The 25,526-nt window shown below is 49.3% G+C and carries 33 protein-coding genes and 2 tRNA genes; 13 read left to right on the forward strand and 22 right to left on the reverse strand.

Annotated elements, in window-relative coordinates; translation table 11 throughout:
- Positions 1-532: 532 nt before the first annotated feature.
- Complete coding sequence (gene pscS / locus L0665_RS02985; RefSeq protein WP_274924222.1) at positions 533-1,711, reverse strand: O-phospho-L-seryl-tRNA:Cys-tRNA synthase; 1,179 nt, start codon at positions 1,709-1,711, stop codon at positions 533-535.
- Positions 1,711-1,890 carry a hypothetical protein gene (locus tag L0665_RS02990; protein ID WP_274924223.1) on the reverse strand — a complete coding sequence of 60 codons (180 nt, stop codon included), beginning with the start codon at positions 1,888-1,890 and terminating at the stop codon, positions 1,711-1,713. The genes pscS and L0665_RS02990 overlap by 1 nt, the downstream gene beginning before the upstream one ends.
- A gap of 188 nt (positions 1,891-2,078) precedes the next feature.
- Between L0665_RS02990 and L0665_RS02995 the strand changes: the two genes are divergently transcribed.
- A complete protein-coding gene (locus tag L0665_RS02995; protein WP_274924224.1) occupies positions 2,079-2,687 on the forward strand; it encodes a hypothetical protein in 609 nt (202 codons plus the stop codon).
- A 68-nt stretch (positions 2,688-2,755) separates the two neighbouring features.
- Here the strand turns inward: L0665_RS02995 and L0665_RS03000 are convergent, their stop codons facing one another.
- Both L0665_RS03000 and L0665_RS03005 read right to left on the reverse strand, forming a co-directional pair.
- Positions 2,756-3,688 carry a hydantoinase/oxoprolinase family protein gene (locus L0665_RS03000; protein ID WP_274924225.1) on the reverse strand — a complete coding sequence of 311 codons (933 nt, stop codon included), beginning with the start codon at positions 3,686-3,688 and terminating at the stop codon, positions 2,756-2,758.
- Entirely contained in the window at positions 3,685-4,569 is an 885-nt protein-coding gene (locus tag L0665_RS03005; RefSeq protein ID WP_274924226.1) for an ATP-grasp domain-containing protein, read from the reverse strand. Before L0665_RS03005 ends, L0665_RS03000 begins: the two co-directional genes overlap by 4 nt.
- An 86-nt stretch (positions 4,570-4,655) precedes the next feature.
- Here L0665_RS03005 and surE point away from each other — a divergent pair, with 86 nt between their 5' ends.
- The gene (surE, locus tag L0665_RS03010) at positions 4,656-5,447 is read left to right on the forward strand and encodes a 5'/3'-nucleotidase SurE (RefSeq protein ID WP_274924227.1); all 792 of its coding nucleotides are present in this window, start codon (positions 4,656-4,658) and stop codon (positions 5,445-5,447) included.
- Here surE and L0665_RS03015 read toward each other — a convergent pair.
- On the reverse strand, positions 5,429-5,965 hold the full coding sequence (locus L0665_RS03015) for a hypothetical protein (RefSeq protein WP_274924228.1): 537 nt from the start codon (positions 5,963-5,965) through the stop codon (positions 5,429-5,431). The genes surE and L0665_RS03015 overlap by 19 nt on opposite strands.
- Positions 5,966-5,972: 7 nt before the next feature.
- Positions 5,973-6,548 (reverse strand): HEAT repeat domain-containing protein, encoded by a 576-nt coding sequence (locus L0665_RS03020; protein ID WP_274924229.1) that lies wholly within the window; start codon positions 6,546-6,548, stop codon positions 5,973-5,975.
- 138 nt (positions 6,549-6,686) lie between these two features.
- Here L0665_RS03020 and L0665_RS03025 point away from each other — a divergent pair, with 138 nt between their 5' ends.
- Positions 6,687-8,405 (forward strand): hypothetical protein, encoded by a 1,719-nt coding sequence (locus L0665_RS03025; protein ID WP_274924230.1) that lies wholly within the window; start codon positions 6,687-6,689, stop codon positions 8,403-8,405.
- 87 nt (positions 8,406-8,492) lie between these two features.
- Positions 8,493-8,873: a hypothetical protein gene (locus tag L0665_RS03030; protein ID WP_274924231.1), complete on the forward strand. Its 381-nt coding sequence runs from the start codon at positions 8,493-8,495 to the stop codon at positions 8,871-8,873.
- A 251-nt stretch (positions 8,874-9,124) separates the two neighbouring features.
- On the opposite strand, the gene L0665_RS03035 is transcribed toward L0665_RS03030, so the two are convergent.
- The 3 genes from L0665_RS03035 to L0665_RS03045 form a co-directional block, all read right to left on the reverse strand.
- Positions 9,125-9,262 carry a hypothetical protein gene (locus L0665_RS03035; protein WP_274924232.1) on the reverse strand — a complete coding sequence of 46 codons (138 nt, stop codon included), beginning with the start codon at positions 9,260-9,262 and terminating at the stop codon, positions 9,125-9,127.
- Between the two features lie 741 nt (positions 9,263-10,003).
- Positions 10,004-10,076 (reverse strand) — tRNA-Asp (locus L0665_RS03040).
- A 24-nt stretch (positions 10,077-10,100) separates the two neighbouring features.
- Positions 10,101-10,207 (reverse strand) — tRNA-Tyr (locus L0665_RS03045).
- 111 nt (positions 10,208-10,318) lie between these two features.
- Here L0665_RS03045 and L0665_RS03050 point away from each other — a divergent pair.
- A complete protein-coding gene (locus L0665_RS03050) occupies positions 10,319-11,896 on the forward strand; it encodes a 2-isopropylmalate synthase (RefSeq protein WP_274924233.1) in 1,578 nt (525 codons plus the stop codon).
- Between the two features lie 6 nt (positions 11,897-11,902).
- Here the strand turns inward: L0665_RS03050 and L0665_RS03055 are convergent, their stop codons facing one another.
- From L0665_RS03055 to L0665_RS03110, 12 genes are all read right to left on the reverse strand, one after another.
- Positions 11,903-12,265 carry a prefoldin subunit beta gene (locus L0665_RS03055; RefSeq protein WP_274924234.1) on the reverse strand — a complete coding sequence of 121 codons (363 nt, stop codon included), beginning with the start codon at positions 12,263-12,265 and terminating at the stop codon, positions 11,903-11,905.
- Positions 12,262-12,450: a KEOPS complex subunit Pcc1 gene (locus L0665_RS03060; RefSeq protein ID WP_274924235.1), complete on the reverse strand. Its 189-nt coding sequence runs from the start codon at positions 12,448-12,450 to the stop codon at positions 12,262-12,264. The genes L0665_RS03055 and L0665_RS03060 overlap by 4 nt, the downstream gene beginning before the upstream one ends.
- A 1-nt stretch (position 12,451) precedes the next feature.
- Positions 12,452-12,898, reverse strand: coding sequence for a Brix domain-containing protein (locus L0665_RS03065; protein ID WP_274924236.1), 447 nt, complete (start codon positions 12,896-12,898; stop codon positions 12,452-12,454).
- Entirely contained in the window at positions 12,895-13,026 is a 132-nt protein-coding gene (locus tag L0665_RS03070) for a DNA-directed RNA polymerase subunit P (protein WP_274924237.1), read from the reverse strand. The genes L0665_RS03065 and L0665_RS03070 overlap by 4 nt, the downstream gene beginning before the upstream one ends.
- Positions 13,027-13,036: 10 nt before the next feature.
- Positions 13,037-13,327, reverse strand: a complete 291-nt coding sequence (locus tag L0665_RS03075; RefSeq protein ID WP_274924238.1) for a 50S ribosomal protein L37ae — start codon at positions 13,325-13,327, stop codon at positions 13,037-13,039.
- A 47-nt stretch (positions 13,328-13,374) separates the two neighbouring features.
- Positions 13,375-14,076, reverse strand: a complete 702-nt coding sequence (locus L0665_RS03080) for a ribosome assembly factor SBDS (RefSeq protein ID WP_274924239.1) — start codon at positions 14,074-14,076, stop codon at positions 13,375-13,377.
- A 16-nt stretch (positions 14,077-14,092) separates the two neighbouring features.
- Entirely contained in the window at positions 14,093-14,839 is a 747-nt protein-coding gene (gene psmA / locus L0665_RS03085; RefSeq protein WP_274924240.1) for an archaeal proteasome endopeptidase complex subunit alpha, read from the reverse strand.
- On the reverse strand, positions 14,839-15,321 hold the full coding sequence (locus tag L0665_RS03090; RefSeq protein WP_274924241.1) for an Rpp14/Pop5 family protein: 483 nt from the start codon (positions 15,319-15,321) through the stop codon (positions 14,839-14,841). The genes psmA and L0665_RS03090 overlap by 1 nt, the downstream gene beginning before the upstream one ends.
- Positions 15,318-15,959 carry an RNase P subunit p30 family protein gene (locus L0665_RS03095; RefSeq protein ID WP_274924242.1) on the reverse strand — a complete coding sequence of 214 codons (642 nt, stop codon included), beginning with the start codon at positions 15,957-15,959 and terminating at the stop codon, positions 15,318-15,320. The genes L0665_RS03090 and L0665_RS03095 overlap by 4 nt, the downstream gene beginning before the upstream one ends.
- Before the next feature lie 91 nt (positions 15,960-16,050).
- The gene (locus L0665_RS03100) at positions 16,051-16,641 is read right to left on the reverse strand and encodes a 50S ribosomal protein L15e (protein WP_274924243.1); all 591 of its coding nucleotides are present in this window, start codon (positions 16,639-16,641) and stop codon (positions 16,051-16,053) included.
- Between the two features lie 123 nt (positions 16,642-16,764).
- Positions 16,765-17,229 carry a cyclic pyranopterin monophosphate synthase MoaC gene (gene moaC, locus L0665_RS03105; protein WP_274924244.1) on the reverse strand — a complete coding sequence of 155 codons (465 nt, stop codon included), beginning with the start codon at positions 17,227-17,229 and terminating at the stop codon, positions 16,765-16,767.
- A gap of 48 nt (positions 17,230-17,277) precedes the next feature.
- Positions 17,278-18,735, reverse strand: a complete 1,458-nt coding sequence (locus tag L0665_RS03110; RefSeq protein WP_274924245.1) for an NAD(P)H-hydrate dehydratase — start codon at positions 18,733-18,735, stop codon at positions 17,278-17,280.
- 111 nt (positions 18,736-18,846) lie between these two features.
- Here L0665_RS03110 and recJ point away from each other — a divergent pair, with 111 nt between their 5' ends.
- The 6 genes from recJ to pyrI all read left to right on the forward strand — a co-directional run bounded on the left by recJ (position 18,847) and on the right by pyrI (position 23,278).
- Entirely contained in the window at positions 18,847-20,232 is a 1,386-nt protein-coding gene (recJ, locus tag L0665_RS03115) for a RecJ family nuclease (protein ID WP_274924246.1), read from the forward strand.
- Positions 20,198-20,677, forward strand: a complete 480-nt coding sequence (locus L0665_RS03120) for a PUA domain-containing protein (protein ID WP_274924247.1) — start codon at positions 20,198-20,200, stop codon at positions 20,675-20,677. Before recJ ends, L0665_RS03120 begins: the two co-directional genes overlap by 35 nt.
- 26 nt (positions 20,678-20,703) lie before the next feature.
- Entirely contained in the window at positions 20,704-21,018 is a 315-nt protein-coding gene (locus L0665_RS03125) for a nascent polypeptide-associated complex protein (RefSeq protein ID WP_420847016.1), read from the forward strand.
- Entirely contained in the window at positions 21,015-21,743 is a 729-nt protein-coding gene (locus L0665_RS03130; RefSeq protein WP_274924249.1) for an rRNA adenine N-6-methyltransferase family protein, read from the forward strand. Before L0665_RS03125 ends, L0665_RS03130 begins: the two co-directional genes overlap by 4 nt.
- A gap of 168 nt (positions 21,744-21,911) precedes the next feature.
- Positions 21,912-22,805 (forward strand): aspartate carbamoyltransferase, encoded by an 894-nt coding sequence (pyrB, locus tag L0665_RS03135; protein WP_274924250.1) that lies wholly within the window; start codon positions 21,912-21,914, stop codon positions 22,803-22,805.
- A 2-nt stretch (positions 22,806-22,807) separates the two neighbouring features.
- The gene (gene pyrI, locus L0665_RS03140; protein ID WP_274924251.1) at positions 22,808-23,278 is read left to right on the forward strand and encodes an aspartate carbamoyltransferase regulatory subunit; all 471 of its coding nucleotides are present in this window, start codon (positions 22,808-22,810) and stop codon (positions 23,276-23,278) included.
- Here pyrI and L0665_RS03145 read toward each other — a convergent pair.
- Positions 23,271-23,729 carry a phosphopantetheine adenylyltransferase gene (locus L0665_RS03145; RefSeq protein WP_274924252.1) on the reverse strand — a complete coding sequence of 153 codons (459 nt, stop codon included), beginning with the start codon at positions 23,727-23,729 and terminating at the stop codon, positions 23,271-23,273. The genes pyrI and L0665_RS03145 overlap by 8 nt on opposite strands.
- Before the next feature lie 30 nt (positions 23,730-23,759).
- On the opposite strand from L0665_RS03145, the gene L0665_RS03150 reads away from it, so the two are divergent.
- Both L0665_RS03150 and L0665_RS03155 read left to right on the forward strand, forming a co-directional pair.
- Positions 23,760-24,251 (forward strand): gamma carbonic anhydrase family protein, encoded by a 492-nt coding sequence (locus tag L0665_RS03150; protein ID WP_274924253.1) that lies wholly within the window; start codon positions 23,760-23,762, stop codon positions 24,249-24,251.
- The gene (locus tag L0665_RS03155) at positions 24,244-25,518 is read left to right on the forward strand and encodes a CoB--CoM heterodisulfide reductase iron-sulfur subunit A family protein (protein ID WP_274924254.1); all 1,275 of its coding nucleotides are present in this window, start codon (positions 24,244-24,246) and stop codon (positions 25,516-25,518) included. The genes L0665_RS03150 and L0665_RS03155 overlap by 8 nt, the downstream gene beginning before the upstream one ends.
- Positions 25,519-25,526 lie beyond the last annotated feature (8 nt).

Genomic DNA, 25,526 nt, shown 5'->3' on the forward strand with positions numbered 1-25,526 from the left:
AGTCAGACACTATTAATTACAGAATGAAGATCAAAAATTCAGAATACTGAATTCCTAAATACCATCTTTTTAAAACAGCATAACAGCTCAATTCCGGTTTCATTTTTCAGCATCTGTTTTCCGTTTCATTTATGTTTTCTGCCCGGAGTAAGCGCATAAAACCCTACCAGAAAAAACAAAAAGGGATCTTTGCTGAATTGTTCCGGCAAATGTCTCCGATATCCTCCTTTACATCGCGTGGAACACAATTACAATACTCACAAAATCCTCCAAAATAAGTAGGACAGGAGGGACAAACTTTCCATCCCATCTGTGAATCATCAAACTTGAGGGAGAGCCTGCAGGGTGGGGGCACATCCTCCCACACTCTTATGAATCGTAACAAATTTGAATATTTCAGGGAAAAACTCACGTAATTGACCAATTCAGAAATGGCAAACAGAAAACAACCCATAAAAAAGAACAGAAACAAAAATACGTTTTATTTAGAGGGTAAACCCCCCAAAAATAAGGAATAATTCAAGGCACTCGATCAGGAAACATTAAGCCCGTTTTCCCGGGCAATCTCCTGAAATGACTGGCAGACATGATCAATCTGTGCGTCAGTCAGGCCGTAGGTATTAAATTTCCAGACACGTGTTGATCCGGGTATAACTCCTATGACACCTTTCTTTTTAAGGCTCTGTGAAAGGAAGTAACCCCTCTTTTTATGAGTTTCAGCCACTTTGTCAAACGAATCAATCGTATTGATTCTCGTAAGCGTGTGCTCACGTGGCATGTCACTTTCCACTTGGGTACCCTCAATGGCACAGAGTGCATCCACTACGGTGTTGCTGTTTTTCACTTCACGGTCCCAGTGAAGCACCCGCTCCTTTACCGCCGGGAATGATGCCATAAGGCCAACTACCGTCACACCCATCAGCGTGCATCCCATCATCTCCACTTCCTTGATGCCGAATGTGCGGCCGGTGATATCCCCTTTCGCCTGAGTTGTCCGGAAGACAATGTCAGCATACTCATCTGTTGTCGCAACAAGCCCTGATGGGGCAGGAGCAGCCATGCTCTTATGTCCTGAACCGATGACAAAGTCCACACCAAGTGCCTTACCATCCACCGGCATGATGCCAACACTGTATGCACCATTCAAAAGAACCGGGATGTCATACTGGTGGGCCACCTTTGCTATTCCTGCAATCTCATGGATATTGCCATACTGGTAATCCACATGTTCCACAAAGAGAATGGACGGCGTCTTTCCCGCCTCACGGGTGACATCCTCAATCCGTGCCGCAGCGTTATCGGCAGTAATATGATTGCATTCATCCTTCGGGATCTCGTGAATGTCAGCACCCGCCTGCTCCAGAGAGACAAATTCCGTGTAATGGGAAAGGGCTGTCACAAGGACAGGGTCTCCCTTCTCAACAATTGAACTTGCCACTGCCTGAAATCCACGCCGGGCACCGGGAACCAGCCGGACTGCATCCATGTTCAGCCACTCCGCACAGTCATGGTGAAAATCTGCAATCGGGGGTTTATTGATATAATCCAGACGGAACGGTTTCCGACAGTTGTCGCATACCGAATATCCGTCTGAATAGGCAAGTGCCGCCTTCTGGGCATCAACGGTCAAACGACCGCCTGCCTGGATGGGATCAATATTTATGTAGAGCTCCTCCACATCACGGGTATCGATATCAGCGGTGCATTTCATCAGCTCAGTTCCTCCTCAAGAATGGTCACCTGTTTTTTTAGTTTTTCAATCGCTTTTCCGGCACGAACCTTCTGTTCATCATCGAGTTCGTGGACAGGTGCTGTCTCCCGCAGAATAAACCGAATATCTGTGAGAAGATACAGCGCCTGAAACAGGGCATCCACTGCACGTCTTGACATCTGCTAACCTGCTTATTCCTCTTTTTCTAATGCATAATAAACCAGACACAAAAATTCACCCATTCCCCTGTACGGAAAAGAGGAGGATAGTGCATGCATAAAGTGAAAGAAGAATTGGGAGACAAAAAAGAGAATGCATACACTTAAGAAATATTTACAGACAATTATCCGGCAGGAGAAAATGTACGATGCGCACAGTTCAGATACCTTCAATGCTCAGAGATCTCGTCTCTTCAGCAATTATTTCAGTTGACGGCATCACATTTACCAATCTTGATGCCTGTCCATACTGTGGCGGACCGGTAAAAGGGCATGACATACGCCGAAAACGATTTGCAACAGTCAGAGACAACAGCGGGAAAAAGACGGTATATGTATTTGTTAAAAGATATCACTGCGAACAATGTGGACGTCTCTGTTATGCAGAATCCCCATTTTATCCGGATACACGATTGGGGATACCCATCGTTGACCTCTGCAATGCCCTGATTGAAAAGCACCCCTATCATCATGCCGCACGAATTCTTGCAGCTCTTGAGATTGTGGTCGACAGAGGAACACTCAGAAACTACGCGCAGCGTTCATTTCCATTGCCAGATGTGATTGAAATGTATGGTGTGCCAATTCCCATTTCCATTCTTAACATGAATGAACAATCATTCAGAGGAAACGAGAGCAGCACCATCCCAGGGGCAGAACACTTCATTGCCAGTGGTCTCCCACCCGCAGCACGGGCATTTCTTCACACGATGGGAGGCGGCAGCAAACGGAATCAGCGGAATAAACAGGAAAAATAAGAAGAACGGGTACCCTGCCAGATAACAACCCAGAGTAACTGCCAAAGAGCCTATAAAAAGAATAAGGCTTAGATTTCTCCGTTTCGTTTCGCCACCTCACGGACAGCAAACGCAGGGAAGGCATCTGTCTTTGTCCCATAGATATCTGAGAGGTTCCTACCGCCGAAGGTCTCTGCCAGGAGTGCTGACCCAATTCCTGCGCAGATCAGGTCAGGCATTGTTTCGCTGCCGGAGACCCGCAGGATCTCCTCTTCAATACATCTCCGTTGTTCATCCCAGAATGCAGCAGCCACCGCACACGCATTTTCTTCTCCAATCTCTGAAAGGTCTGAACAGACCATCCGTGCAAGACGTTGCAGGGATTCCGTGATCATGACGCCTGCACCATCCGGTGTGGGCACGGCATATTCTCCCTTCCTGATATGTCCCAGCACAAGATGGACATCGGCACTGATGGCAAACAGTTCATTCGCAATCAGCGTTCGTGTGGCCCCCTGGTCAAGGTATACCTCCCGCAACAGTGATGCCACCGGTGCACGCAGAAGGCCGGTATAAACCAGCATTCCCCGCTGCAACCGATCAAGGTCACGCAGAGAAGAGAGGCGGTCAAATGAAGAGAGGGGTATGATATCTGTTGTGGTACTTCCCATGTCAACAAAGACTGAATCCGCGAACTCGCTGCAGAGAAAATCCGCTGAAGCAAGCCAGTTGGCTGCTGCAAGACACATACAGGGTTCGGTATGAAATTCCCCATCCGTCCCATAGAACAGTGAATCAGGAATGGCCGCTCTGACAGCATTGACAATATAAGCAATGCCTGCTTCCTTGGAGGAGAAGCCATCTGCAAGTTCCCCACTCATCACCACCGCAGCTTTTCTCCCGGCATATGGCTTCAGATATTTTGTTAAAGATGATTCTTTCCAGAGGGGACAGTAGTGAATGATGATATCATCCCCGTCCACAATCTTCAGGTTTGCACCTCCGACGTCAATTCCTATCACAGCACCGTCACCGTCCCATCCTTGTCATAGCGTGCCTGTCCCCTGAGATGGACAGATTCAGGTATGTCCCCTTTCGATGCAGCAACAAGAATCTCAGCGATCTCCTCATCCATCACCGCAGCAATACCAGTAAGACTGGAAGTAGGTCGTGGATTGACATCCACAACATAGACATCATCGCTGACAATCACATCAACGCCGACATACCCCTGACAGCCAAGAATCGTGGCCGCTTTGATAGCGGTTGCAACAATCTCATCTCTGCGTGGATGGGATATGCCAATCTCACCACCCTCAAACGTCACCAGACCATCATCAAACCGAATGAACTGACGATTCAGGGATAGCACCAGTGGTGGACGCCCGCTGTAGTATGAACAGGCATTCCCTACATACCGGCTGATGACAAGGCTTACACTCATATGTTCGCCTTCAATGAACTCCTGCCCAAACTCACCGGGACCGGGTTCTTCATCTGCAATACGCATATTCTGTGCTCCTGCCCCCTGCTTTTCTTTAATTACCCGGATACCTTCTGATATCTCCTTTGGCACAGCAATTCCCTGTGCAGCAAGAATTGCTCCTGCATGCGGTTTTTTTGAACAGAGAGCGCAGTTGAGACTTCCACACCCGATTGAATGGCAGTTGTCTTCAAGAATCTTTGAATATCTTCCCAGCAGATGGTCCGGTGCAATAACAAGACCCACATCAGCGAGGGGAGAGAGGCGCCTGAGTTCTGCTTCAAAATCCCCGGACTCCGGGGTTATCACATCATATCCTGACCGGAGGAAACTCTCTTTTAAGACAGAGAGCATTGCATTTCCTTCCGGCGCAAGTGCAGGATTGTGAAATACAGTATATTCTGCAAGAAGTGCCAGCATTGTGTACTATTATACACCTCCGGAAATTATGAGAGTGCCGATCGAACTTTTTTTGTAGCCATGACACACCATCTTCATCCAGACAAATGAGACCTAAAATACTCCTCACAAACGATGACGGCGTCACATCAGAAGGGCTGTGGGCAGCCTATGATGCACTCACCCCTTTTGCAGATGTGACAGTCGTCGCCCCTTCTACACAACAGAGTGCTGTGGGACGCTCCATATCAATATTTGAACCAATCAGGGTCACAAAAATTCCGATGCACAACACCGAAGCCTACTCTGTCGGTGGGAAACCAACCGATTCTGTTATAATCGGTATCTACTCACTAAATCTGAAACCTGACCTTGTTGTAAGTGGCATCAATATCGGTGAAAACCTCTCATTTGAATCCATCATGACATCAGGTACTGTCGGGGCCGCACTGGAGGCATCCAACCAGGGAGTGCCATCCATTGCGTTCTCTCTTGAAGTGGAAGATCAGGGTAAGAAATTTGATGACCCACGCTATTCCGATGAGAATTTTGGCACGTCAAAGACGGCGATCATAGACATCTGCAAGCGGTTGTTAAAAGACGGATTCCCCCAGAGCACAGATGTTGTCAACGTCAATATCCCGGCAGAAGTAAAAGGGGGATATGAGATCACCCATCTCGCAGAGAAACTCTTCTTCACCGGTGTAGAAGAACGCGCCGATCCCAGAGGTCGTCCATATTACTGGATCAACGGGCCCCTCTGCTCAGATGCGGAGGATGGTACTGATGTACATGCAATCCATGAAGGACGCATTTCAATCACCCCCATCACTCTTGACTGCACCGCATATTCCGGAAAAGCCGGTCTTGAAAAACTGTTTTATGACGAATTGTCCTGAGATTCCTCAGGAACAGATTCATCTGTTTCATCAAACCGGAATAGGGAGTCTGACCATACCAGCCAGCCGGCCACGAAAAGCACGGGGACACCGACAGGGATAGCAAACCCCCCACTTGATGAAAACGATGGCCCATACTGTGCAATGAGAGCTAAAAGATAGAGGAGTCCTGACCCCATGATGCAGATTCCACCCCTGCGGGGAGAATACATGCGCTGCATCCGGGACGGAATGGCAACAGAAACAATTCCTGCAATTCCGGAAACAACCCCTGCCACCCATAATACCGGCATCAGTGCACTTCTGCCGGTAATAGTTCCCTCCAGCACGTACTGGAGGTCACGGAAAATTGTGATCACATTTGCACCCATATAGGTCTCCTGATACCGGAAGAGCGGAAACTGCACCCCCGCACCCAACATCGAACCAATAACATAGACCGATACTGGCAAACATAATATGAGGACAACAAGGCCTGCAAGAGTCCATCCACGACGGTAAGGTGTATCAGGATTCATGCAACCCCTATCTGTCCCTGCCAAGATTTATCAGGGCTTCTAACATCACAGCACGGGTCTTTTCATAATTTTCACGTTGCAGAGCACCCTCAATGAGTGGTGCATATGCCATAAGATTCATCTGCCCAAGGGCACGGGCGGATGATGCACGAACAAACTCATTCTCATCATCAAGGAGAACAGCCACAGCATCAGCAGCTTCGATCCCTGATGAAAGGCCCAGTCCCTTTGCTGCCATGTATCTCACGTGATCCCTGCTGTCCTGAAGGGCTTCTACAAGAAGACTATGTGCCACATCGCCGCCGATGATACCCAGGGCTTCTACAGCACGGTAACGGACAATCCATTCATCATCATTCATCAATACCGCAAGAGAAGGGACTGCATCGCAACCAATACAACAAAATAATTCCATGCCACGTTTTCTTATGGATTTATCGGGAGAACGCAGAAGAACAGAGATTTCCGGAAGCACTATTTCAGCAGGCAAATCCTTCAGAGAGGATTCAGCCGACTGCCTGAGGACACCATCGTCTGAGAGCAGGTCTGCTATGATTTCTTCAACTGACTTTTCCGGTATCATATCCTGATAATGTTTGAACGATTGGGGCAAAAATACCTCGGTTCCCTTAAGCAAAAACATCATCACTATATATTTATTTTTCCAATACTATCCTAAGAAATTCCAGACACTATAAATCATAGATACTATATACGAGGAATGAAGCGAATGGAACATCATAAAATAAAAACATTCATCCTGATATTTGCAGTTATTGCAATTTTCCTTTTTTTAGGACTTGCAAGTGAAGGTAAAATCGGAATTGCACTTTTTAATAATACATCCCATACTACAGAAACTCCCGAGGCAGGCGAACCAATTGCATACCTCATCTCTAACCTGACCCGGCCTGCAGAAGTCGAAATATCAGAAGAAGATATAAAACGGATCCCTAAAGTGGAGGGAGTAGTTAACTCAAATGGGAACGGAAATTCCTCAGAATATGAGGAGACTGTACTTGGTTCATTTCTTCAGGCAGCAGAACAGTTTTCCGGAGCCGGAAAAGGAATGGAAACCTATAAAGTTGACACATTTGATTTGCTCACAGACCCTGACTTTGCAGAACCAGCTTATCTTGGCCGGGAGAAAGGAGTGAAAGTGTCGATTGTCTACAACAGTTCGCCCAGCAATATCGATGAAACATACTGGGGCCACCTGACTGACGCCTCACTCATTACCCATTCCATTTATGGCAGCACTGCCGGATCAGATACCGGATATGTGACAGTATCCTACATGTTCGCAGAGAAAGCCCCACGGTTTCAGGTCACCCTTACTGCGCAGGATGCCGGGACTATCAGCAGTGACTGGACTGAGGACAACTATCTTCCGATGTCTGCATGGTCCACTGTGACCATTGATTCATCCGAAGGCATTGTGCCCTACGAAAATATTGATACTGCCCTCCCGGAAACTCAGAGAAACGAGGGCATGTTTTCCGATGCAGCGACACCCGTGAGTGCAGTCACTGAATACAACCTCTACCTATCCAAAAATGATCTAAAAGAGCTTTTCGGCAGATACAGTATTGAAATTCAGAATTATATCCAGAAAATATCCGACGATTCAATCAACTCTGATTTCCGCAGCATGGCAGACACCTCAAATAATATGATGATCAGAGCAGCAGAGATAGAAGACGAAATAAAACAGCTTCCAATCTCCCCGGAATACACTGATGTGGCAAAAAATTTCCTGGAAGGAATGAGAAATTACCGATATGCAGGTTCTTATTTCTGGTATGGTTCATTATTTACCGAAATTGAACCCATCAAAACAGGCAACACCTATATTCAGCAAGGATTTTCAAAGAATAACGATGCACTCGAAGCACTTGATATAGAGACCATTGAAACAGAACTCTTTGAAATGCCCAGTACAGATGTATTCCCCAATGCAAAATATATTTATGAAAATTTCGAGTATCAGGACACCTACAAAAGAAACGACATCTCTGCAAAACTGAGTTCATTCAGCAGCACAGATACCTACGTCCTTAAGCAGGGCGACAATGTAGAGAGGAATGTTGCAGGATATGGATACAAGTATATCTTCCCTGTCGTAGAATTCCACCATTTGGGATACCGGGGAACCGGATCCTCACGCATAACTACCCCGGACACAGATGATTTCAGCATCTTTTACAACGGAGAGGAATACACAAGCATCACTCCTTCCCCCTACGTCGGCCGGACACTGGATACAACGACCTATATCGAACCGATAGGATATCCCTATTATAAGATGAATCTGAACAGAAAAGAAGCATATGAGGGCGTGCTTGTCTTCAAGGTGCCACATGACTTTGATCCCGCAAAGGCATACATGGTGCTGGACCTTGGCGATGAAGAAGCAGTATGGCACATGCTGCCACGCTAACTAACTCAATTTTAATAATACATTTTTTCAGAGGATTTCAAAATTTCCCACAGGAATCTCATATTCTTCAATAACAATTTTTCCCGATTGAATCCTGCCCTCGTCACAGACCTAACTGTTCCTCATATCCTTCGCCGTCCGAAAGAACTCTTTCGGCGAAAGCATCCCCGGCAGGGGAATGATGCCGGACGGACGTTCCATGTCGCAGACACCGGTTGTCCCCTTGTTGGCGGCATGTACAGCAGAGTGCAGCAGATGGCGGAAGCTGCCGCCATCATACAGGGCGAGTATATTGCTTTATTCGAACTTTTCGTCCTGAATTGCACCGGAAGCAATTTGGTTGGCGGAAAATCCCTGGGCGCAGGCACCCGAACCCACATCTGCATGGGAGACGTCCGGGAGCTGTGGGGTCTCATTCTTCCGCAATATACTCTTCTCTTGAAGAAGCGTCTCTCTATTCTCTCTTAGATTTGTATCATTCGGTTGGAATGCCCGGGTTTTATCTTGGCGGAAAGTGCCGCCATGCTGCTGCAAAGCTGCCGCCATTCCGCCAACGTCACCCCTGCCATTGGTGGGCGGGTGTTCCCCCATCACCTCCGCTGCCATCCCCGCCGGGTGATACAGAATCAAGCCAGACGACCACCGACCCGTTCCATCGTCGGTAGGCCTCCCGAGACCTCCTCCTCCTCCACTGCTTCGCAATGCCGGATGTGGTTGCATCACTCCGGGTTGCATGTCCGCACCTCCCCGTTCGGCATCATCAGCCGGTTCTTTTCTTCTGCGATTCGATTCTTACGGACACGCGTTGCAAACGGGTCCGGGACGTGGCTGAGAACATTCTGTTCTGTTTTGGTCATGGAGTTTTGCTCCTGTGCACGAAGTGGTGTGCACAGAAATTGATAGGACAGCCGGGATGAGAGAGAAAAAGTCTACGGAGTGTATGTAAAGGATATTTTATGTTGATCAGTTTGAGACAGTCGTGGAATTATTCGCAAATTCACACCATTTAGAGGGAAGCTAGAGGGAAGCACATCTGGGATAAAATCCAAGTTTGCCACTTCACTCAATTTTCTTTGATTTTGGCAAAATAGAATTTGACCGTTCCAGGTATTTGGAAAATTTTCTCTCAAAATATCTCCAATTTTGCCTTAAATTTCAGACGAAATTCGAATTTAGATAATCAAAGTTGCATTTTCCCCTCAAATCTAACCCAACTGTCAGATTTAATTTTGACATTTTTTGAGATTTCGGAACACAAAGCACTTCGATGAACCAAGTGGCAAACTTAGGTTGAATTTCACAAAGCGCTGAAAAATCAATTCCACTTTTTTTGATCCATGAAGACATTACGTGCAGGTACAGTGATAAAATCAGGAAAGAAAGGGATACAACAAATTATCTCATTCAACATTATTCTGAATATTCATATATCCTCTAAAAATCCCCAAAAATGGCTAAAAACAAATTCTGCCAACCGTAACACAGGCATACGATAAAAATGGGAAAATAACACCAGATTACTCAGAAATACGATAAAAACAGTCTGAAACAGACTGCAATAAACAAAGTGACTAAAGAAACCGTTCAAAAAATTGTTACGCCCAGGACGGAATTCGAATCCGTGTCGCAGCCGTGACAGGGCTGCATGATAGGCCCCTACACTACCTGGGCATTTCGCACACACGCTCAGACAAATCCCGCCTCCCGGAATCGAACCGGGGACATCGCGGTAGCCGCGCAGTTACCGTTGACCGGCAAACTATACTACAGCCGCGCACTCTACCAGTCTGAGTTAAGGCGGGTTTTGCGCCGTGGTGCTCTACAATATAACACTGCGGTAGGCTTAAAGATTGTGTTTTGATTCCAGAATGTGCCAATACCACAGCCCGAACCATTATATTCACGCCAGACATATGAAAAAAGCATGTCTCAAAAAGAATACGAAACCGGGACAGTCGCAAGAGCTGCGGCAGGTCGCTTTCTTCGGCGATTCGAAACGCATTCAGAGTAGAGTAACCATTTTTGACACCACCCTCAGGGATGGTGAACAGACACCCGGCGTGTCATTTACCCGTGATGAAAAAGTAACCATCGCACATCAGCTTTCAGATATTGGTGTTCATGCCATCGAAGCAGGATTTCCCGCATCGTCTGATGATGAAAAAACATTTGTAAGGGAAATTGCCTCAGAAGGACTGGAGAGTAGCATCTGCGGTCTCGCACGGGCAACTCAGAGAGACGTAGAGGCATGTGCCGACTGTGGTGTTGATATAATCCACGTCTTCATACCAACGTCAGAAGTGCAGCGCGTGCACACCATCAAAAAGACCCATGAGGAGGTCGTCGAAATCACACGTTCTATTGTCCGGTTTGCCCGCGACCATGCAGACCAGGTGATGTTCTCGGCGATGGATGCCACACGCACCGGAATAGACGAACTCACTGAAGTATACCAGACAGCTGTGGATGCAGGGGCCACAATCCTCAATGTGCCCGACACCGTTGGAGTAGCATCCCCGACATCCATGAAAGCACTTCTTTCCACCCTTTCAGATACTATTGCCTGCCCACTCGATGTGCACTGCCACAATGACTTCGGCATGGCAGTTGCAAACACCATATCTGCAGTAGAGGGAGGGGCATCCCAGGTACAGGTAACCGTCAACGGAATAGGGGAACGGGCAGGGAACGCAGACATCGCGCAGACTGTGATGGCACTGGAGTCCATATATGGCATCAGGACAGGAATCAGCACCGAAAGGCTGGTAGAGACATCACGGATGGTTTCACGCTTCTCAGGCATCTCAGTAGGCCCGACACACCCGGTCGTGGGAGAGAATGCATTCGCCCACGAGAGCGGCATACATTCACAGGGAGTGCTCGCAGAGGCAAGCACGTTTGAACCGGGCATTATGACACCAGAGATGGTCGGGCACCGCAGAAGACTGAAACTGGGCAAGCATGTTGGTCGCCATGCTGTATCACAGATGCTCTCCGATGCACACATCACCACAAAAGAAAACGAACTGGACGAAATTGTCGCACAGGTCAAAGAGATTTCAAACCGCGGGAGAAAAGTTACGGAAAATGATCTCTTTGAGATTGCAGAGACAATCATCGGCAAAACAGGTATTGAAAAGACCGTTGTCCTCAATGACATCACCGTTATCAACGGAAACCACGTGATGGCAACAGCCACTGTCAGAGCAAATGTGGAAGGGAAAGAAACGATTTGCTGCAGAATCGGAAACGGACCAGTCGATGCTGCCATGAAAGCAGTCGTGGGTATAGTCCCTGAAGAGTTGACATTAAAAGAATTCTCCGTATCCGCCATCTCAGGCGGGAGTGACGCCATTGGCCACGTATCCATTGCTGTTGAGGATGCAAAAGGAAGATTGTACGATGCCAGCGCCTCATCGGACGATATCGTCCTTGCATCAGCAGAGGCGATGGTTAATGCACTGAATCTCGTGTACCGGTTAAAAAAATAAGGATAATCAGTTCATTGAGGGTGTTTTAACACTCTCAAGCGCACTTTTTATCTGGGCCTGAAGCTGCTCAAACTTTGAAGTGAGAGCTTTTTCCTGCTTTTCAAGTGATTTTATTCTGAGTTCTAATGTTTCAGTCTTCTCTGTCAGATCTGCAATAACCTTATCACGATCCTGCTTCATCATCACGGTTCCGATGGTGACATAGACTTCTGATTCTTCAGAGATGCTTCCAAGCTCCGCCTCTGCTTTGCGGGCCTCTTTTGCCATCATCTCAAATTGTGACTTCTGCTGAATAATGGTCCCAAGTTGCTGCTGGACCTGCTGAATCATTGCAATCTGATTCTGAACTTTTGGTGAAACTCCATTCATTTCAATACTTCCTGCATCTCTTCTGCAATCATAATTATTCGAAGATATGAATTTACTGCCGCCCTGAGTGCGGAGATGTCCTCCCCTTCAACAGACAGAACAATTCTCCCATCCGTTTCCCGGGAGAGCGAGGCGCATGAACGCCCCATATCTCCCATCTCCGGAAGTGCAGCTACATATAGCACATCAGGACGAGCGGTCCTGATGTGAAACACTGCTTTGTGTTCCCGAAGGTTTTTCTGCGATTCTGAGGACATATCCTTTTTTCTGCGTCCCATGGAACAGGATTTCATTCACACCAGCATCCGTGAGGGTAATATCCAGGCATTCTGCCAATTCATGATACACCAACTCACTGCCAGTGCGAAGTCCCCTTTCAAGGGGCACGTCACGCGGGGATACGGAAAATCCTGTAAGAAGAATCCCGGCTATCAGATCACCGGAGACATACGTCTCAATCAGAATTTTTCTTCCCCGTCGCGAGACTATCAAAACGATATCTCCCCAGGATAATACTTCATCAACTCCTGCCTTCCCACGAGAGGAATATTTTCCCCCCAGAGAAAATGCAAGATCCTTCCCCAGAGTCCGCAACTCCGGGGCAGGTTTCCGTGATGTTGTAACAAGCTTCATCGGGATTTGAGGGTTTTTATCCCTGCCCCGCGCTCTTTAAAGAGAATTCGGTGACCACAATAAGGACAACGGACATTGACATCCACTTCGACCCTTTGTTTACACCGGGCACACTTGTATCCAGACACGACGGAGTCACTACTCCTTGATCAGTGAACGTTCAATGGTACGAAGTGCAACCTTCAGATTTGGTGTCTGCGGCGCATATGCACCACCAGCAAACTTGAAACCGCACTTGCGGCATTCCCAGATACCGGTACCCTTCCGGGCAACAGCCTGTGTATCACAGCGCGGACATACATGCTTCGCGCGTGAAACTGTCTCGATCTCGTTGACACGCTTCCGAAGGAATCGCCCATAGCGTGGCCCAAATCTGCCAGCACTTCCTGTAATACGTCCCTTTGCTCTCTGGTTACTCTTTTTTGCCATGTAATATTGCCCCTGATATGTCTGTATATATTTTCTCTCAACCTTTATTAATCCTGATCAAGAATCTTCAATTCAGCGTCCCCTTTTGTGAGACGGTTGATGAGGGAGTAGAACTCCTCCTGAATTCCCGCAGGGATGCGAACAACACAGATCCATGATCCGTCATTCTGCCACTGATCCCGCTCTATGGTTGTTGCTGTGCGAAGTTCACCATACGCCTTTGGCGCATAATCAGCAGGAATCTTCACTGCAAATTTCATCTCAGCAAACTTGATCGGTATTAACGGCCGTAATGCCTTTACGACATCCTTTACCTGCTCATCAACATGTTTGAACGGATCCACACTAACCTTCGCCTGCTCCATTGCCATCTCAATACGCACACGGGGATGAGGAAGTTTCGTCTGGGGATTGATAGCATTCCGGGAGATGAATGTCACAATCTGATTCCGCTTGTCCTCAGTCATCCGTTTCCGCTGCTCTGAGGTCAGGTGGATCTCCCCTTTCCTGATGATACGCTCGGCAATCGGTTCGAATTCAACCGTATCAAATACCTTTTTCAGTGTCTCTTCAGGTGATTTTTCAGCTTTTGACGAATTTTCAAAGATATACAGTGCTGCCACTGCATCCTCTACCGGAATGTCGTCACCCTGTCTGATAGCAGCTGCCAAGTCAGGGTCAACGAGAATTTCAAATCGTTCCCCATGGCTCTCAAGCCGTGCGACAACTGCCTGGTCAAGCGGAATCATATATCTTGTTCACCACCTACTGATCTTCAGTAGCCTTTTCCGGTACAAACGTGGTGGTATATTCGCTAACTTCCTCTTTGGTCATCTTCCTGAACATGCCGGTTTCAAGAGGTATGATACCTATCTCAACATTGTCCACGTCAAATTTGCCTTCCGTTGCAGCATACAATGCCTCAAGGCCAAGATTGATCGATTTCGCACAATCCATATCATCGGTGTACTTCTCATCGAAGACCTTCATGACAGCAGGCCGACCAGTACCAATTCCCGTTGCCTTGTATTCCAGCAGAGTGCCGGACGGATCCGTCTCAAAGAGTCGGGGAGCGCCATCACTCACACCAGCAATCAGAAGAGCAGTGCCATACGGACGGGCACCACCAAACTGTGTGTACGTCTGCATATGATCACATAGTTTCTTAGAGAGAGTCCCAAGATCTATAGACTCATTATACGATACCCGGTTTATCTGGCATTCTACCCTGGCTCGATCAACAAGTGCCCGTGCATCCCCTACAAGACCAGAGGAAGCAACGGCAATATGACCATCTATTTTGAATATTTTCTCAATTGAGGTCTGTTCCAGAAGGCGGGAACTGACTCGCTTATCCACAATGAGAACAACTCCATCTTTACATTTGATACCGACGGCTGTTGTCCCCCTCTTAACTGCTTCACGGGCATACTCTACCTGGTACAGTCTGCCATCAGGGCTGAACACAGTAATAGCCCTGTCATATCCCATTTGTGCCTGCATTGGCTGCATCAGAAATCCTCCAAATCATCTGTATTTAAGTACAGTGCTGTTGTTTGTTTAATACCCTGTTGAACTAAATCAACCTTTTGACCCGATATCCTGAGAATCCGGTAGGTATTTTCACCAATTTTACAATTTCCCTCATCAGAGGGCAAAGAACAAATTACGATCTTTTTCTTTAGTCCATGGATGGTACCTGAGGTGACAAACGGGTGCAGAGCCACCGGAGCACCCCCTACATCTGTCACGGTTGCAAGAGCCGTTTCTACGTCATCTTCAGTACCACGAATACAACGCAGAATGACAAACCCCCCACCACAGGATATGACACTGGTCCGCATTGTTGCGGCACCAGTATCGCCAAAAAGGGATGCCTCGCACCCCAGAATCGCATAATGCATATCCCGTGCTGATGCAGAGCACCACTGCGGCACCATCTCAGCAGCAATGTAGCGCCAGTTTGGCCGTTGTGTCGGTGGAAGGGGCCTCATTTGATCACCTCCACTGATCGACGGGGTGACAGTAATGCTGCCGGGGTAGAAAGTGCCTCACAAACCTGCAGTTCATCAAGCCCCGCCACCGCACCCAGACGGGCAAACGCCCTGACAGAACGCAGACCAACGAGGGAACGTCCCCCGGATGAAATAGTCAGCATAAATCCATACTTTTGAGACAGACGGCTTATTTCACGGTAGCGTTCCAGTGCCCGCTGTCTTCGTGAACCTGACTCCACTATGATACGCGAAAGATCAATATCCACAGCAACACCCCGATCAGCAGCCATCCGGGCACTCACATGATCAAAGGCTCGTCTGTCTGTATGATGAATTCCCCGGAGAATATTCAGGGAAATATTTCCCAGAATTGCACGGTTAAAAACGGCATCCCCCGCATGAACCATCACAACATCTGTCTTTGGTGCACCCCGGAGCGCATCCCTGCAGGACTTCACGGAGTTTGCAGTAATATCTGCCCCTGAGAGAAAACGGACATTCCCTACCGTGCAACCCGCAGGGATACCCACAGCTATTGCCCCGGTAAAACCCCGCAGTTCAAGCTCATCTGCGAGCCTCCGAAGGGAGGTATCTCCCACCGGATATGGATAAATACATGCATCAGCAGTCTTCATAACAAATGTGTCCCTGCGGCAGAAATGAATAATTTGTGTCAGCCGGAAACTGCCGCATGTATCCCGGCATCAGCTGGAAAAGAAAAAAGGGTTATTTCCCTTTGTTTCCGTTTGAACGGATACTTGGACGAGTGTGTTCGGTTCCTTTTCCACGTTTGCCCATACCACGTCCCTTCACACCAGCACTGGTCTTACCACGCTCGGCACGACCACGGTGGACCGGATCTGCCATCCATCCGAGGTGCGGGTCATTAACGATTGACGGGTGGTGCCCATCAACGAGAATAACTTCATACCACTTCTGGCGACCATCCTCTCCAACCCAGTATGAGTTCAGTGCTTCCATGTTACGGTACTTGCGGCAGGCACGCTCTTCAGCGATACGCTGGATACTCTTACCCATGGTCACCTTGCGCATACCCATCCGGCTTGTCCGGCGTCCACGGATATACCTGGATTTCCTTCGTCCACCACGGCGAATGCCGACACGGACCACAATGATACCCTGCTTTGCACGGTATCCAAGGGTGCGTGCACGGTCGATACGAGTTGGGCGCTCAATACGCACAACACTACCTTCCCGTCTCCAAATCTGCATCCGGTTCCACAGAAGCTGCTTGACTTCTGATTCGTCTGGTTTTTTCCATGCCTCACGGACATAGGCGTACATTGATTTTGACATTGGTTTTCACCATGAAGGTTCAGCCATCCATTATGTATGGCCACATCCCTTTTTCCAGCGGGTATACACCCGGCGGTTCCCATATATTAGACCTTTGTCTATTAAATATAGAGGGGTGCTGATTCAGGACTTCCGTTTCTCAGTGACACATATTCCCTCAATGGATGTCTCCGGATACTGCCCGTCCTCATCTTTTTCAGCGGATTTGACCATATCCCATATCGTGAGAAGCGCCACACTGACACCGGTCAGAGCTTCCATTTCAACACCAGTCCGGCCGTATGTCCGCACGGCCACCTCTGCTGAGATAAAACCATCACCATCATGGAAATCCACATCGACACCACCGACCGGAAGCGGATGGCACATCGGAATCAGCGATGATGTCTGCTTTACCGCCAGGATGGCTGCAATCCGTGCTGTTGCAAGCACATTTCCCTTGATAACTTCTCCCGACCGGATGGCCTCCAGCGTCTCCGGACGGAGATGAATCCGGCCTTCTGCCCGTGCAAGGCGATGTACGTCATCCTTCTCTGTTACATCCACCATATAGGCACGATCATTATTGATATGAGAAAATTCTGGCATATTGTCTCTCCATCTCCGGTTCCTGTCACTGCAGTTCCGGAGATTCTGTCAGAATGCTTCGTTATGATCTGACTTATTATGATATGCCTTACGATTGTGGCCACTGTTCGCACCAGAAAGGACCGGGGGGATCTGCATCAGGAGATCTGTCGCAGCAAGACCATCACCCAAATCAGCCAGAGATTCTCCGGCACAGCCATTGACATAGGCACCCAGGGCTGCTGCCTCAAATGCCGGAAGACGACAGAATAATGCCCCTACGATACCTGAAAGAACATCCCCGGTACCGCCAACGGTCATATGCGGGGTGCCACTACGGCTGAACCGTACACGGGCAGTATCAGATATAACATCAACCAACCCTTTTGCGAGTGTGACTCCGGCAGGCCCGTGATCACGCACCATGCGGGCACGCCCGGCAGCGTCGTCCGGCAGCCGGCAGCCTGTCATCCGAAAAAACTCTCCCGCATGAGGTGTATATATCGAATTATCTGCAACCGGCAAAGGCTGCCGGAGGGCATCCGCATCAAAGACAGCCCGCCCCATATATTCGGCAATCTCTAAAATGACCTGATGACTTTCCGTCCCCAGGCCACACCCACATACCGTAACATCGGCATGCTCCGCAAGCCCGGCAAGCAGGTCCGTGTCCTCTTCGTTAATCACCGACCCCCCGGTCCGTTCCACAATAAGATCAGGACAGGGGAGCAGATTCGGAGTTGCCACCCGGACGAGATCTGCCCCCGCACGGATGGCTGCCATCCCGGCAAGATACGGCGCACCCTGATACGGCCCGCCACCAATGACCAACACCTCACCCCCCGCGCCCTTATGACTGCCCGCTGCTTTTGCCGGCAGGAGTAGCAGATCCCCCGGCCCCATGAAACACTCGGCTTCATCCGGAATGCCTATGTCAATAACCACAGGATCACCCCCTTTTGACCGGTGAAATGAACAGAAAACCTTTGCAGGAAGACCGGGAGTCGGCGTATCTGCAGCCACCACCGGGACACCCGATTCCCGCACGACTCTTACAGCAGTAACATATGGCTCCCGAAGCCCTCCCCGGATGCCGGTGCCCAGCATGGCATCGACGATGACATCTGCTGAAGAAATACTGTCCCTGCACGCCAAAAGAGCATCCGGAGTATCAGCAATAATGACAGAGACACTGCAATGAGAGAGAACATGTAAATTACGGGCGGCTTCCTGCGTCCGTATTTCACGCGACATGCATAACACCGTCACCATACAATCCCTGCAGAGATGGCGGGCTGCGACAAACCCGTCCCCACCGTTGTTGCCTTTCCCACAGATTACCACAACATGGCCAGGAGACATACCCCTCACATAGTCTGCCAGACCTTTTCCCGCACTCTCCATCAGCTGAACAGCAGACACTCCCAGTGCCTGCGCATTGGCATCAACTGAGCGCATCCTTTCCGGGCTTATGATACCCATTTCCAGAAATTCACAAAATTCTATCGAATACTGTCCAGGATTCATCTTCGTGGCACCTGCCTACACTCCTATCAGACTCATTTACTGTTCTCCCCCATTAACGTTCCACCATAAAGGCACCTTTCATCAGAGAGCAATGACAACCACTACACAGCAATGACGTTTGAAGATGATGTACGGAGAGTTGCCCGGCAGATACAGGATGCAGACACGGTCACCGTGATATCCCATATCGATGCAGACGGCATCACCAGTGAAGCAATCATGATGCAGGCATGCGCAGATGCGGGAATCCCTGCGCAGAGCGTCTTCGTACGTCAGCTTGAACCAATGACCATGAAATATGTGCCTGAAGACAGCAGTCTGAAAGTCTTCATCGACCTCGGCGCAGGACAACAGAATCTGCTTGAGGAACGAAGCATGGGCACCGAAGATGTGGCCATTATCGACCACCATGTCGCACAGAATGTTGACACACCATATCTGCAGGCAAACGGCCAGCCGTATGGCTACAATCAGCTATCAGCAGCAGGTATCGGATATCTCGTCGCAAAGGAAATGAACCCGGGACATCCCCACCTTGGAATACTTGCACAGAACGCTGTCGTCGGAAATGTTGGTGACATGATGGCACGGGAGCACTGTGGCCTGACAGGGCCGGCACACGAAATCGCAGCAGACGGAGAACGGGCGGGAACAATCAGAATTGTGCCACAGGAGCTGAACTGCTACGGCATCTCCACCCGCCCCCTCAGGATCTGTCTTTCATACAGTGATGACCCGTTCATCCCGGGGATCTCCAATAACGAACAGAAGGCAGAAGCATTCCTCAGGAAACTGGAGATAGAAGAGCGAACCGCAGGCGGCAGACAGCGTGTTTGGGAAGACCTTAACCAGAACGAGAAGTCTGCCATCATCAATGGTCTTGCACAGCAGATGCTTGCAACCGGACAGGACATATCCCGTCTTCTCGCAGAGCACTACATATTCCCGGGCGAAGAAAAAGGAACACCGCTTCGAAATGCGTCTGAGTATGCGACCATGCTCAATGCCTGCGGTCGCTGGGCCAAACCACGGGTGGGAAGTGCGGTCTGCGCCGGCGACCGGGCACAGGCATATCGCGAAGGAGAAGAGATGCTGCGCCATCACAAACGGATCATACGGGAAATGATGGAGTACATCCTTGATACGGGCACCACTGCACTAAGCCATATACAGCACATCCATGTCGGTGACCGGTTTCCGGATACCATCGTAGGAATAGGGGCAGGGATGGCACTCTCCAAACTGGATTACGAAAAACCAATCATGATCCTCTGCTACCTCAATGACGATCCTGAACTCACGAAGGTATCCATGCGAACCAATACACGGATGGTTGAACGGGGGGTCGACCTGCAGGCAGCACTCATCACAGCATCTGAAGAGATCGGTGGAGGCGGCGGAGGACATAAGATAGCTGCGGGAGCATATATACCACGGAATGCCGAAGAGGGGTTTGCAGAACGTGTCAACAGAATTATCGCAGAACAGCGCAATTAACCGCGTCCGGACGATCGCGGATTATCAGTTCGGGAGAGGGGCAGGAGTTGCCCTCTTCCCCGATGAATGTACATTCAAACTCTCCACCACCAAGCGAATACGCTATGTGATGCTGGACAAAGTCCGTATCGCAACAGTCCGGGCACATGACGGACGATTCACCTTGTCCATTGAAGGAGCGGAACGTCTCTGGCAGTTCCTGCCCGCGCCCGTCTACCGCGTTTCTGTCGCAGAAGAGGTGGCAGAGTTCATTATGAAAGGAAAGAATGCTATGGCAAAACATGTCATCGCAGCTGACCCGGACATTATGGCAGGAGATGAAGTCCTCGTTGTCACAGGCGATGATCAGCTCATCGGTACCGGGAATGCGCTTCTCTCAGGTGATGAGATGATGGCATTTAATTATGGTGGAGCAGTACAAGTACGGTCAGGAAGGTCGATTTAATGATACCAGGAATGAATCCAAAAAAAATGAAACAGATGATGAAGCAGCTCGGCATGAAGATGGAAGACATCGAGGGTGTCGAGCGGGTGGTCATCTATACAACCGAGGGGGAATATGTCTTTGATCCCGCAGAGGTCGTAGTCACCACAATGCAGGGCTCAAAGACCTACCAGTTGCAGGGCAGCGAGCCAGTATTCACGCCAAAAGATATGGAAATACCTGATGAAGATGTGATGCTTGTCACAGAACAGGCACAGGTCTCCCCTGAAGAAGCACGTGCTGCACTCAAAGGGGCAAAAGGCGAAATTGCAGAGGCAATTATCAGGCTCACCAGCGCATGATTAATACTGGCCAGCGAGTCCTTCTGATCTGGGAAGGAAAAGAGTATTACGTACGTGCAGGCGAAGGGACACTCTCAACTGACAAGGGGATTATTGATCTGAATGCCCTCCTGGATGCATCGCCAGGTGAGAACATAGAAACACACCTGGGAATCCCATTTTATATCAGAATACCCCGGCCGACTGATTTTTTTTCCCACGCCCGACGTACTGGGGCACCGATGCTCCCAAAGGATATCGGAATGGTCTGTGCACTGACTGGCATGAACAGGAATGACGATGTTCTGGATGCAGGTACTGGCAGCGGGATTGCCTCAATCTTCTTCGGTGGTATTGCCAGAACTGTCACCACCTATGAAATCCGCGAGGAATTTGCAAAAGTCTGCCAGAAGAACATTCTGGAAGCAGGCCTCGAGAATGTTGAGGTCATTGCAGGTGACATGCTCGATGCAGAAGGAGAATATGACGTTGTCCATCTGGATCTGCAGATCACAGAGGCACACATTCGTCATGCTCATTCCCTGCTCAGACCAGGCGGTTATCTTGCCACCTACACACCGTTTCTGGAACAGACGTTCATTGTCATGGACACAGCAGAACCACTCTTCACCGATGTCGTCTGCCATGAACTGATCGGGCGTGAACTGACTCGTACAAAACGAGGAACCCGCCCATCCACGCGCGTAAGTCACAGCGGATATATCACCGTTGCCCGGAAGAAATAATACTTCCAGCCCATTTTTTCCCGCGCACAACCTGTCTGCAGGATACTTCTATTACCCCGAATCGCACATTATTAAATATGAATGAAATCGCAGACGGAGATGCCTGGTGCATTTCCCTGCGTATATTTCCATTCTTTTTTTGCCGTTACAACAGGAGGCAGGCCTCTGATGAAAAACATCATATCAATAAAGGATTTTGACAGGGAGGAAATTGACAGCCTTCTTGCACGGGCAGGTGCAATTGATGCAGCACCGCAGATACGAAAGACACTGGATGGAAAACAGGTCGCACTCCTCTTCTTTGAGCCAAGTACACGGACACGGATGTCATTTACATCCGCGGTGGCACGCCTTGGGGGCACGACAATCACCGTTGACAGTGTTGAGGGCAGTTCGATATCGAAGGGTGAAACACTGGCAGATACCGTACGAGTGGTGAGCAGTTATGTGGATGCCATCGTTCTGCGCCACCCAAAGGAGGGAGCGGCACGCCTGGCAAGTGAGTTTGCATCAGTGCCGGTGATAAATGCAGGAGACGGAGCAGGCCAGCACCCATCCCAGACCCTTCTTGATCTTTATACCATCCGCCAGTCGATGCCCCTTAAAGGCATCCACATCGGCCTTCTGGGTGACCTTAGATACGGAAGAACTACCCATTCACTTGCCTATGCACTCTCCAATTATGATGTCACCATCCACACCATCGCACCCCCCACTCTTGAACTGCCGGAGAGTCTGGTGACTGAACTGCACAAACGCGGGTGCACAGTGCAGGAGCATGAAGATATCACAGAAGTTGTCCCGGATCTTGATGTGATGTACACCACACGAATCCAGCGGGAACGTTTCCCGGACGCGGCATCCTACTATAATGTAGCAGAGAGTTACCGCATCACACCAGAAATATTAGAAGGCCGCAAAGAAGGGATGATTATTCTTCACCCCCTGCCACGTGCAGGTGAAATCGACCCTCGCGTGGATGCCCTGCCCTGTGCACGCTACTTTGAACAGGCACGAAATGGGATACCGGTAAGAATGGCAATGCTTGAAGAGGTGATCTAAAAATGGAGAATGAACCAAGGGGTCTCCTCATAAGCCCCATTAGAGACGGGACCGTGATTGACCATATCAGTGCCGGTGCCGCACTCACCGTCCTGCGGATGCTGGACATAACGGGTCAGACAGATGAAGAACTCTCCATTGCCACGAATGTGACCTCCATGACCAGCGGGCATGAGGGTAAAAAAGATATTGTCAAAGTGAGCAACAGGGAACTTTCAAAGGAGGAAGTGGACAGAATTGCGCTCATTTCACCCCATGCCACCATCAACATCATCCGTGACTATATTGTGGTCGAAAAGAAGGGTGTCGAAATACCAAAATTCCTTTCAGGGATTATAAGGTGCACCAATGCCGGGTGCATTACCAATGACAATGAACCCATAAAAAGTGCATTTGAAGTCACAGAGGAAGGCCTTCACTGCCTGTACTGTGACACCGTCATAACCACAAATCCCGAAAACCATATCATTTGATCATCCGCCCGTGGTCATCAATTTCACCCCGGTGTATCCGGGTGCTTGATATCCATCTCCCGTCATCGGCGAGGACACAGGTGATCTGGTGAATATCCACCTTTTTTCTGCCACGTTCTTTTCTCAGACGATTGATCTCAAGACTCACCGGAAATGTCTCCTCACTGACGACAAGAGCATCAAAATCGGTGTCGAGGGTAGCACCGTATCTGTCCTCAAGGGGAATAACATTCCAGGTTGCCGAATACCCGGAATCACGGATAAATGCATCAAGGCTTTTTTTGCGCACTTCATACGATAAAATCGGATGATTTTTTCCACCTGCGAACGCATCAGTGGAAAGACCGACAATAACGTGCCCGTTTTTCCCGGCAAGCTCAAATGAACGGGATATGAGCTTTTTATGGCCGTCGTGCAGCGGGCTGAAAGTGCCCCCTACCATAATCTTCATTGGAGCGTGACGTTAAACGTATAACCTATTATGAATAGCGATACTTCTGCCGGGATACCTGCATTTATTGCCGGAAATGCAACCGTGACCGGAGATGTCAGCATCGCAGATGATGTCAGCATCTGGTACGGCGCAGTCATCAGGGCCGATAAAGACCAAATTACCATCCACGCAGGTTCAAATATACAGGACAATGCTGTTGTTCACACCACCACCGGGTGCCCGGTTTCCATTGGCAAAGATGTATCTGTCGGCCATGGTGCCATCATCCATGGTGCAGTAATACAGGACAGAGTACTGGTAGGGATGGGCGCTATCGTGATGAATAACGCAGTCATAGGAGAAGACAGCATTATTGCAGCAGGATCTGTTGTGACGGAAGGAAAAGAGATACCCCCACGATCCCTTGTGATGGGCGTACCAGGCAAAGTGATACGAGAGGCATCAGAAGAACAGATCAGCAATATCCTGAAGAATGCCCATTCCTATGTTAAACTGGGGAGGGATACGAACAATGGCTGAAGTGGCAGTCATCGGCGGTGGGGTGGCCGGCATCCAGGCAGCCCTTGATATAGCAGATCATGGTGTCAGAGTACACCTGATAGAACGTGAACCGTCCATTGGGGGCCATATGGCCCAACTGGACAAGACATTCCCCACAAACGACTGTTCAATGTGCATTCTCTCCCCGAAGATGGTGGATATTGCCCGCCACCCGAATGTGATTGTCCACACCCTCACTGAGGTCACCGGCATCACCGGAGACGTAGGCAATTTTACGATAACAGCTATCCGTCACCCACGATATGTCGATGAGAACACCTGCAACGGCTGCGGAGACTGCACCGAAATATGTCCGGTGGAGGTCTACAATGAATTTGATGCAGGAGTGGGCGTAAGGAAAGCAATCTACAAACCGCACCCACAGGCAGTTCCCGACATCACGATTCGTGATGCAGTTCACTGCATTGACTGTGGTCTCTGCTATGACATCTGTGGCAAGGACTCCATCTTCCGGGAGGAGGAAGAAAAAGAGATCACGCTCCATGTTGCCTCTGTCGTCATTGCAACCGGCTTCCGTACCTTTGATGCTGATAAGAAGACGGAATTCGGGTATCTTCGCCACCCGGATGTTATCACCAGCCTTGAATTTGAACGACTCATCAACGCGAGCGGCCCTACCGGCGGAAAGATTAAACGCCTCTCTGACGGAAAGGCACCTGACCACATCGTATTTATCCAGTGTTTCGGATCACGTGACATTCCTGCGAAACGACCATACTGTTCAGGTGTCTGCTGCATGTATGCGGTAAAGAACGCTATTCTCATCAAGGAGAAAAACCCGGATACCAGAGTCACCATCTGCTATATGGACATCCGTGCCTATGGGAAGGGATACGAGGAATACTATGTCCGGGCACAGGAACTGGGAGTTCGTTTCCTGAGGGGTCGTCCGGGAGAAATTATCCGGACAAAAGATGGGATGATAATTCCGGTTGAAAACACGGAAACGTCAGAACTGGAAACACTGGAGCCTGGACTGGTAGTACTCTCTGTTGGCCTTGAACCAGCGGACGGAGCAGCAGAACTTGCAGAAAAATTTGGAATCGAACTGGATGAAAACGGATTTTTCGAGCAGGAAGATATGAAATGCGCACCAGTCAAAACCGTACGCCCGGGAATCTACATTGCAGGTGCAGCTGTTGCGCCAAAGGATATCCCCGACAGTGTGACACAGGGAGAAGCAGCAGCAATGCGAGCGTTCCTGGACACAGTCACCGCAGAGTAGGAGTACTC

Source organism: Methanogenium marinum, assembly GCF_028912405.1.
Lineage (GTDB): Archaea > Halobacteriota > Methanomicrobia > Methanomicrobiales > Methanomicrobiaceae > Methanogenium > Methanogenium marinum.

Coding starts and splice junctions, on each gene's coding strand:
- L0665_RS02995 (WP_274924224.1), top strand. CDS start 2,079: ATGCGCACAGTTCAGATACCTTCAATGCTCAGAGATCTCGTCTCTTCA.
- L0665_RS03035 (WP_274924232.1), bottom strand. CDS start 9,262: ATGACCAAAACAGAACAGAATGTTCTCAGCCACGTCCCGGACCCGTTT.
- L0665_RS03095 (WP_274924242.1), bottom strand. CDS start 15,959: ATGAAGACTGCTGATGCATGTATTTATCCATATCCGGTGGGAGATACC.
- L0665_RS02990 (WP_274924223.1), bottom strand. CDS start 1,890: ATGTCAAGACGTGCAGTGGATGCCCTGTTTCAGGCGCTGTATCTTCTC.
- L0665_RS03110 (WP_274924245.1), bottom strand. CDS start 18,735: ATGAATCCTGGACAGTATTCGATAGAATTTTGTGAATTTCTGGAAATG.
- L0665_RS03025 (WP_274924230.1), top strand. CDS start 6,687: ATGAAGCGAATGGAACATCATAAAATAAAAACATTCATCCTGATATTT.
- recJ (WP_274924246.1), top strand. CDS start 18,847: ATGACGTTTGAAGATGATGTACGGAGAGTTGCCCGGCAGATACAGGAT.
- L0665_RS03090 (WP_274924241.1), bottom strand. CDS start 15,321: ATGAGGCCCCTTCCACCGACACAACGGCCAAACTGGCGCTACATTGCT.
- L0665_RS03075 (WP_274924238.1), bottom strand. CDS start 13,327: ATGGCAAAAAAGAGTAACCAGAGAGCAAAGGGACGTATTACAGGAAGT.
- psmA (WP_274924240.1), bottom strand. CDS start 14,839: ATGCAGCCAATGCAGGCACAAATGGGATATGACAGGGCTATTACTGTG.
- surE (WP_274924227.1), top strand. CDS start 4,656: ATGAGACCTAAAATACTCCTCACAAACGATGACGGCGTCACATCAGAA.
- L0665_RS03055 (WP_274924234.1), bottom strand. CDS start 12,265: ATGAATGGAGTTTCACCAAAAGTTCAGAATCAGATTGCAATGATTCAG.
- L0665_RS03050 (WP_274924233.1), top strand. CDS start 10,319: ATGAAAAAAGCATGTCTCAAAAAGAATACGAAACCGGGACAGTCGCAA.
- L0665_RS03155 (WP_274924254.1), top strand. CDS start 24,244: ATGGCTGAAGTGGCAGTCATCGGCGGTGGGGTGGCCGGCATCCAGGCA.
- L0665_RS03065 (WP_274924236.1), bottom strand. CDS start 12,898: ATGAAGCTTGTTACAACATCACGGAAACCTGCCCCGGAGTTGCGGACT.
- L0665_RS03015 (WP_274924228.1), bottom strand. CDS start 5,965: ATGAATCCTGATACACCTTACCGTCGTGGATGGACTCTTGCAGGCCTT.
- L0665_RS03100 (WP_274924243.1), bottom strand. CDS start 16,641: ATGTCAAAATCAATGTACGCCTATGTCCGTGAGGCATGGAAAAAACCA.
- moaC (WP_274924244.1), bottom strand. CDS start 17,229: ATGCCAGAATTTTCTCATATCAATAATGATCGTGCCTATATGGTGGAT.
- pscS (WP_274924222.1), bottom strand. CDS start 1,711: ATGAAATGCACCGCTGATATCGATACCCGTGATGTGGAGGAGCTCTAC.
- L0665_RS03020 (WP_274924229.1), bottom strand. CDS start 6,548: ATGATACCGGAAAAGTCAGTTGAAGAAATCATAGCAGACCTGCTCTCA.
- L0665_RS03145 (WP_274924252.1), bottom strand. CDS start 23,729: ATGAAGATTATGGTAGGGGGCACTTTCAGCCCGCTGCACGACGGCCAT.
- L0665_RS03005 (WP_274924226.1), bottom strand. CDS start 4,569: ATGCTGGCACTTCTTGCAGAATATACTGTATTTCACAATCCTGCACTT.
- L0665_RS03130 (WP_274924249.1), top strand. CDS start 21,015: ATGATTAATACTGGCCAGCGAGTCCTTCTGATCTGGGAAGGAAAAGAG.
- L0665_RS03150 (WP_274924253.1), top strand. CDS start 23,760: ATGAATAGCGATACTTCTGCCGGGATACCTGCATTTATTGCCGGAAAT.
- L0665_RS03125 (WP_420847016.1), top strand. CDS start 20,704: ATGAAACAGATGATGAAGCAGCTCGGCATGAAGATGGAAGACATCGAG.
- pyrI (WP_274924251.1), top strand. CDS start 22,808: ATGGAGAATGAACCAAGGGGTCTCCTCATAAGCCCCATTAGAGACGGG.
- L0665_RS03080 (WP_274924239.1), bottom strand. CDS start 14,076: ATGATTCCGCTTGACCAGGCAGTTGTCGCACGGCTTGAGAGCCATGGG.
- pyrB (WP_274924250.1), top strand. CDS start 21,912: ATGAAAAACATCATATCAATAAAGGATTTTGACAGGGAGGAAATTGAC.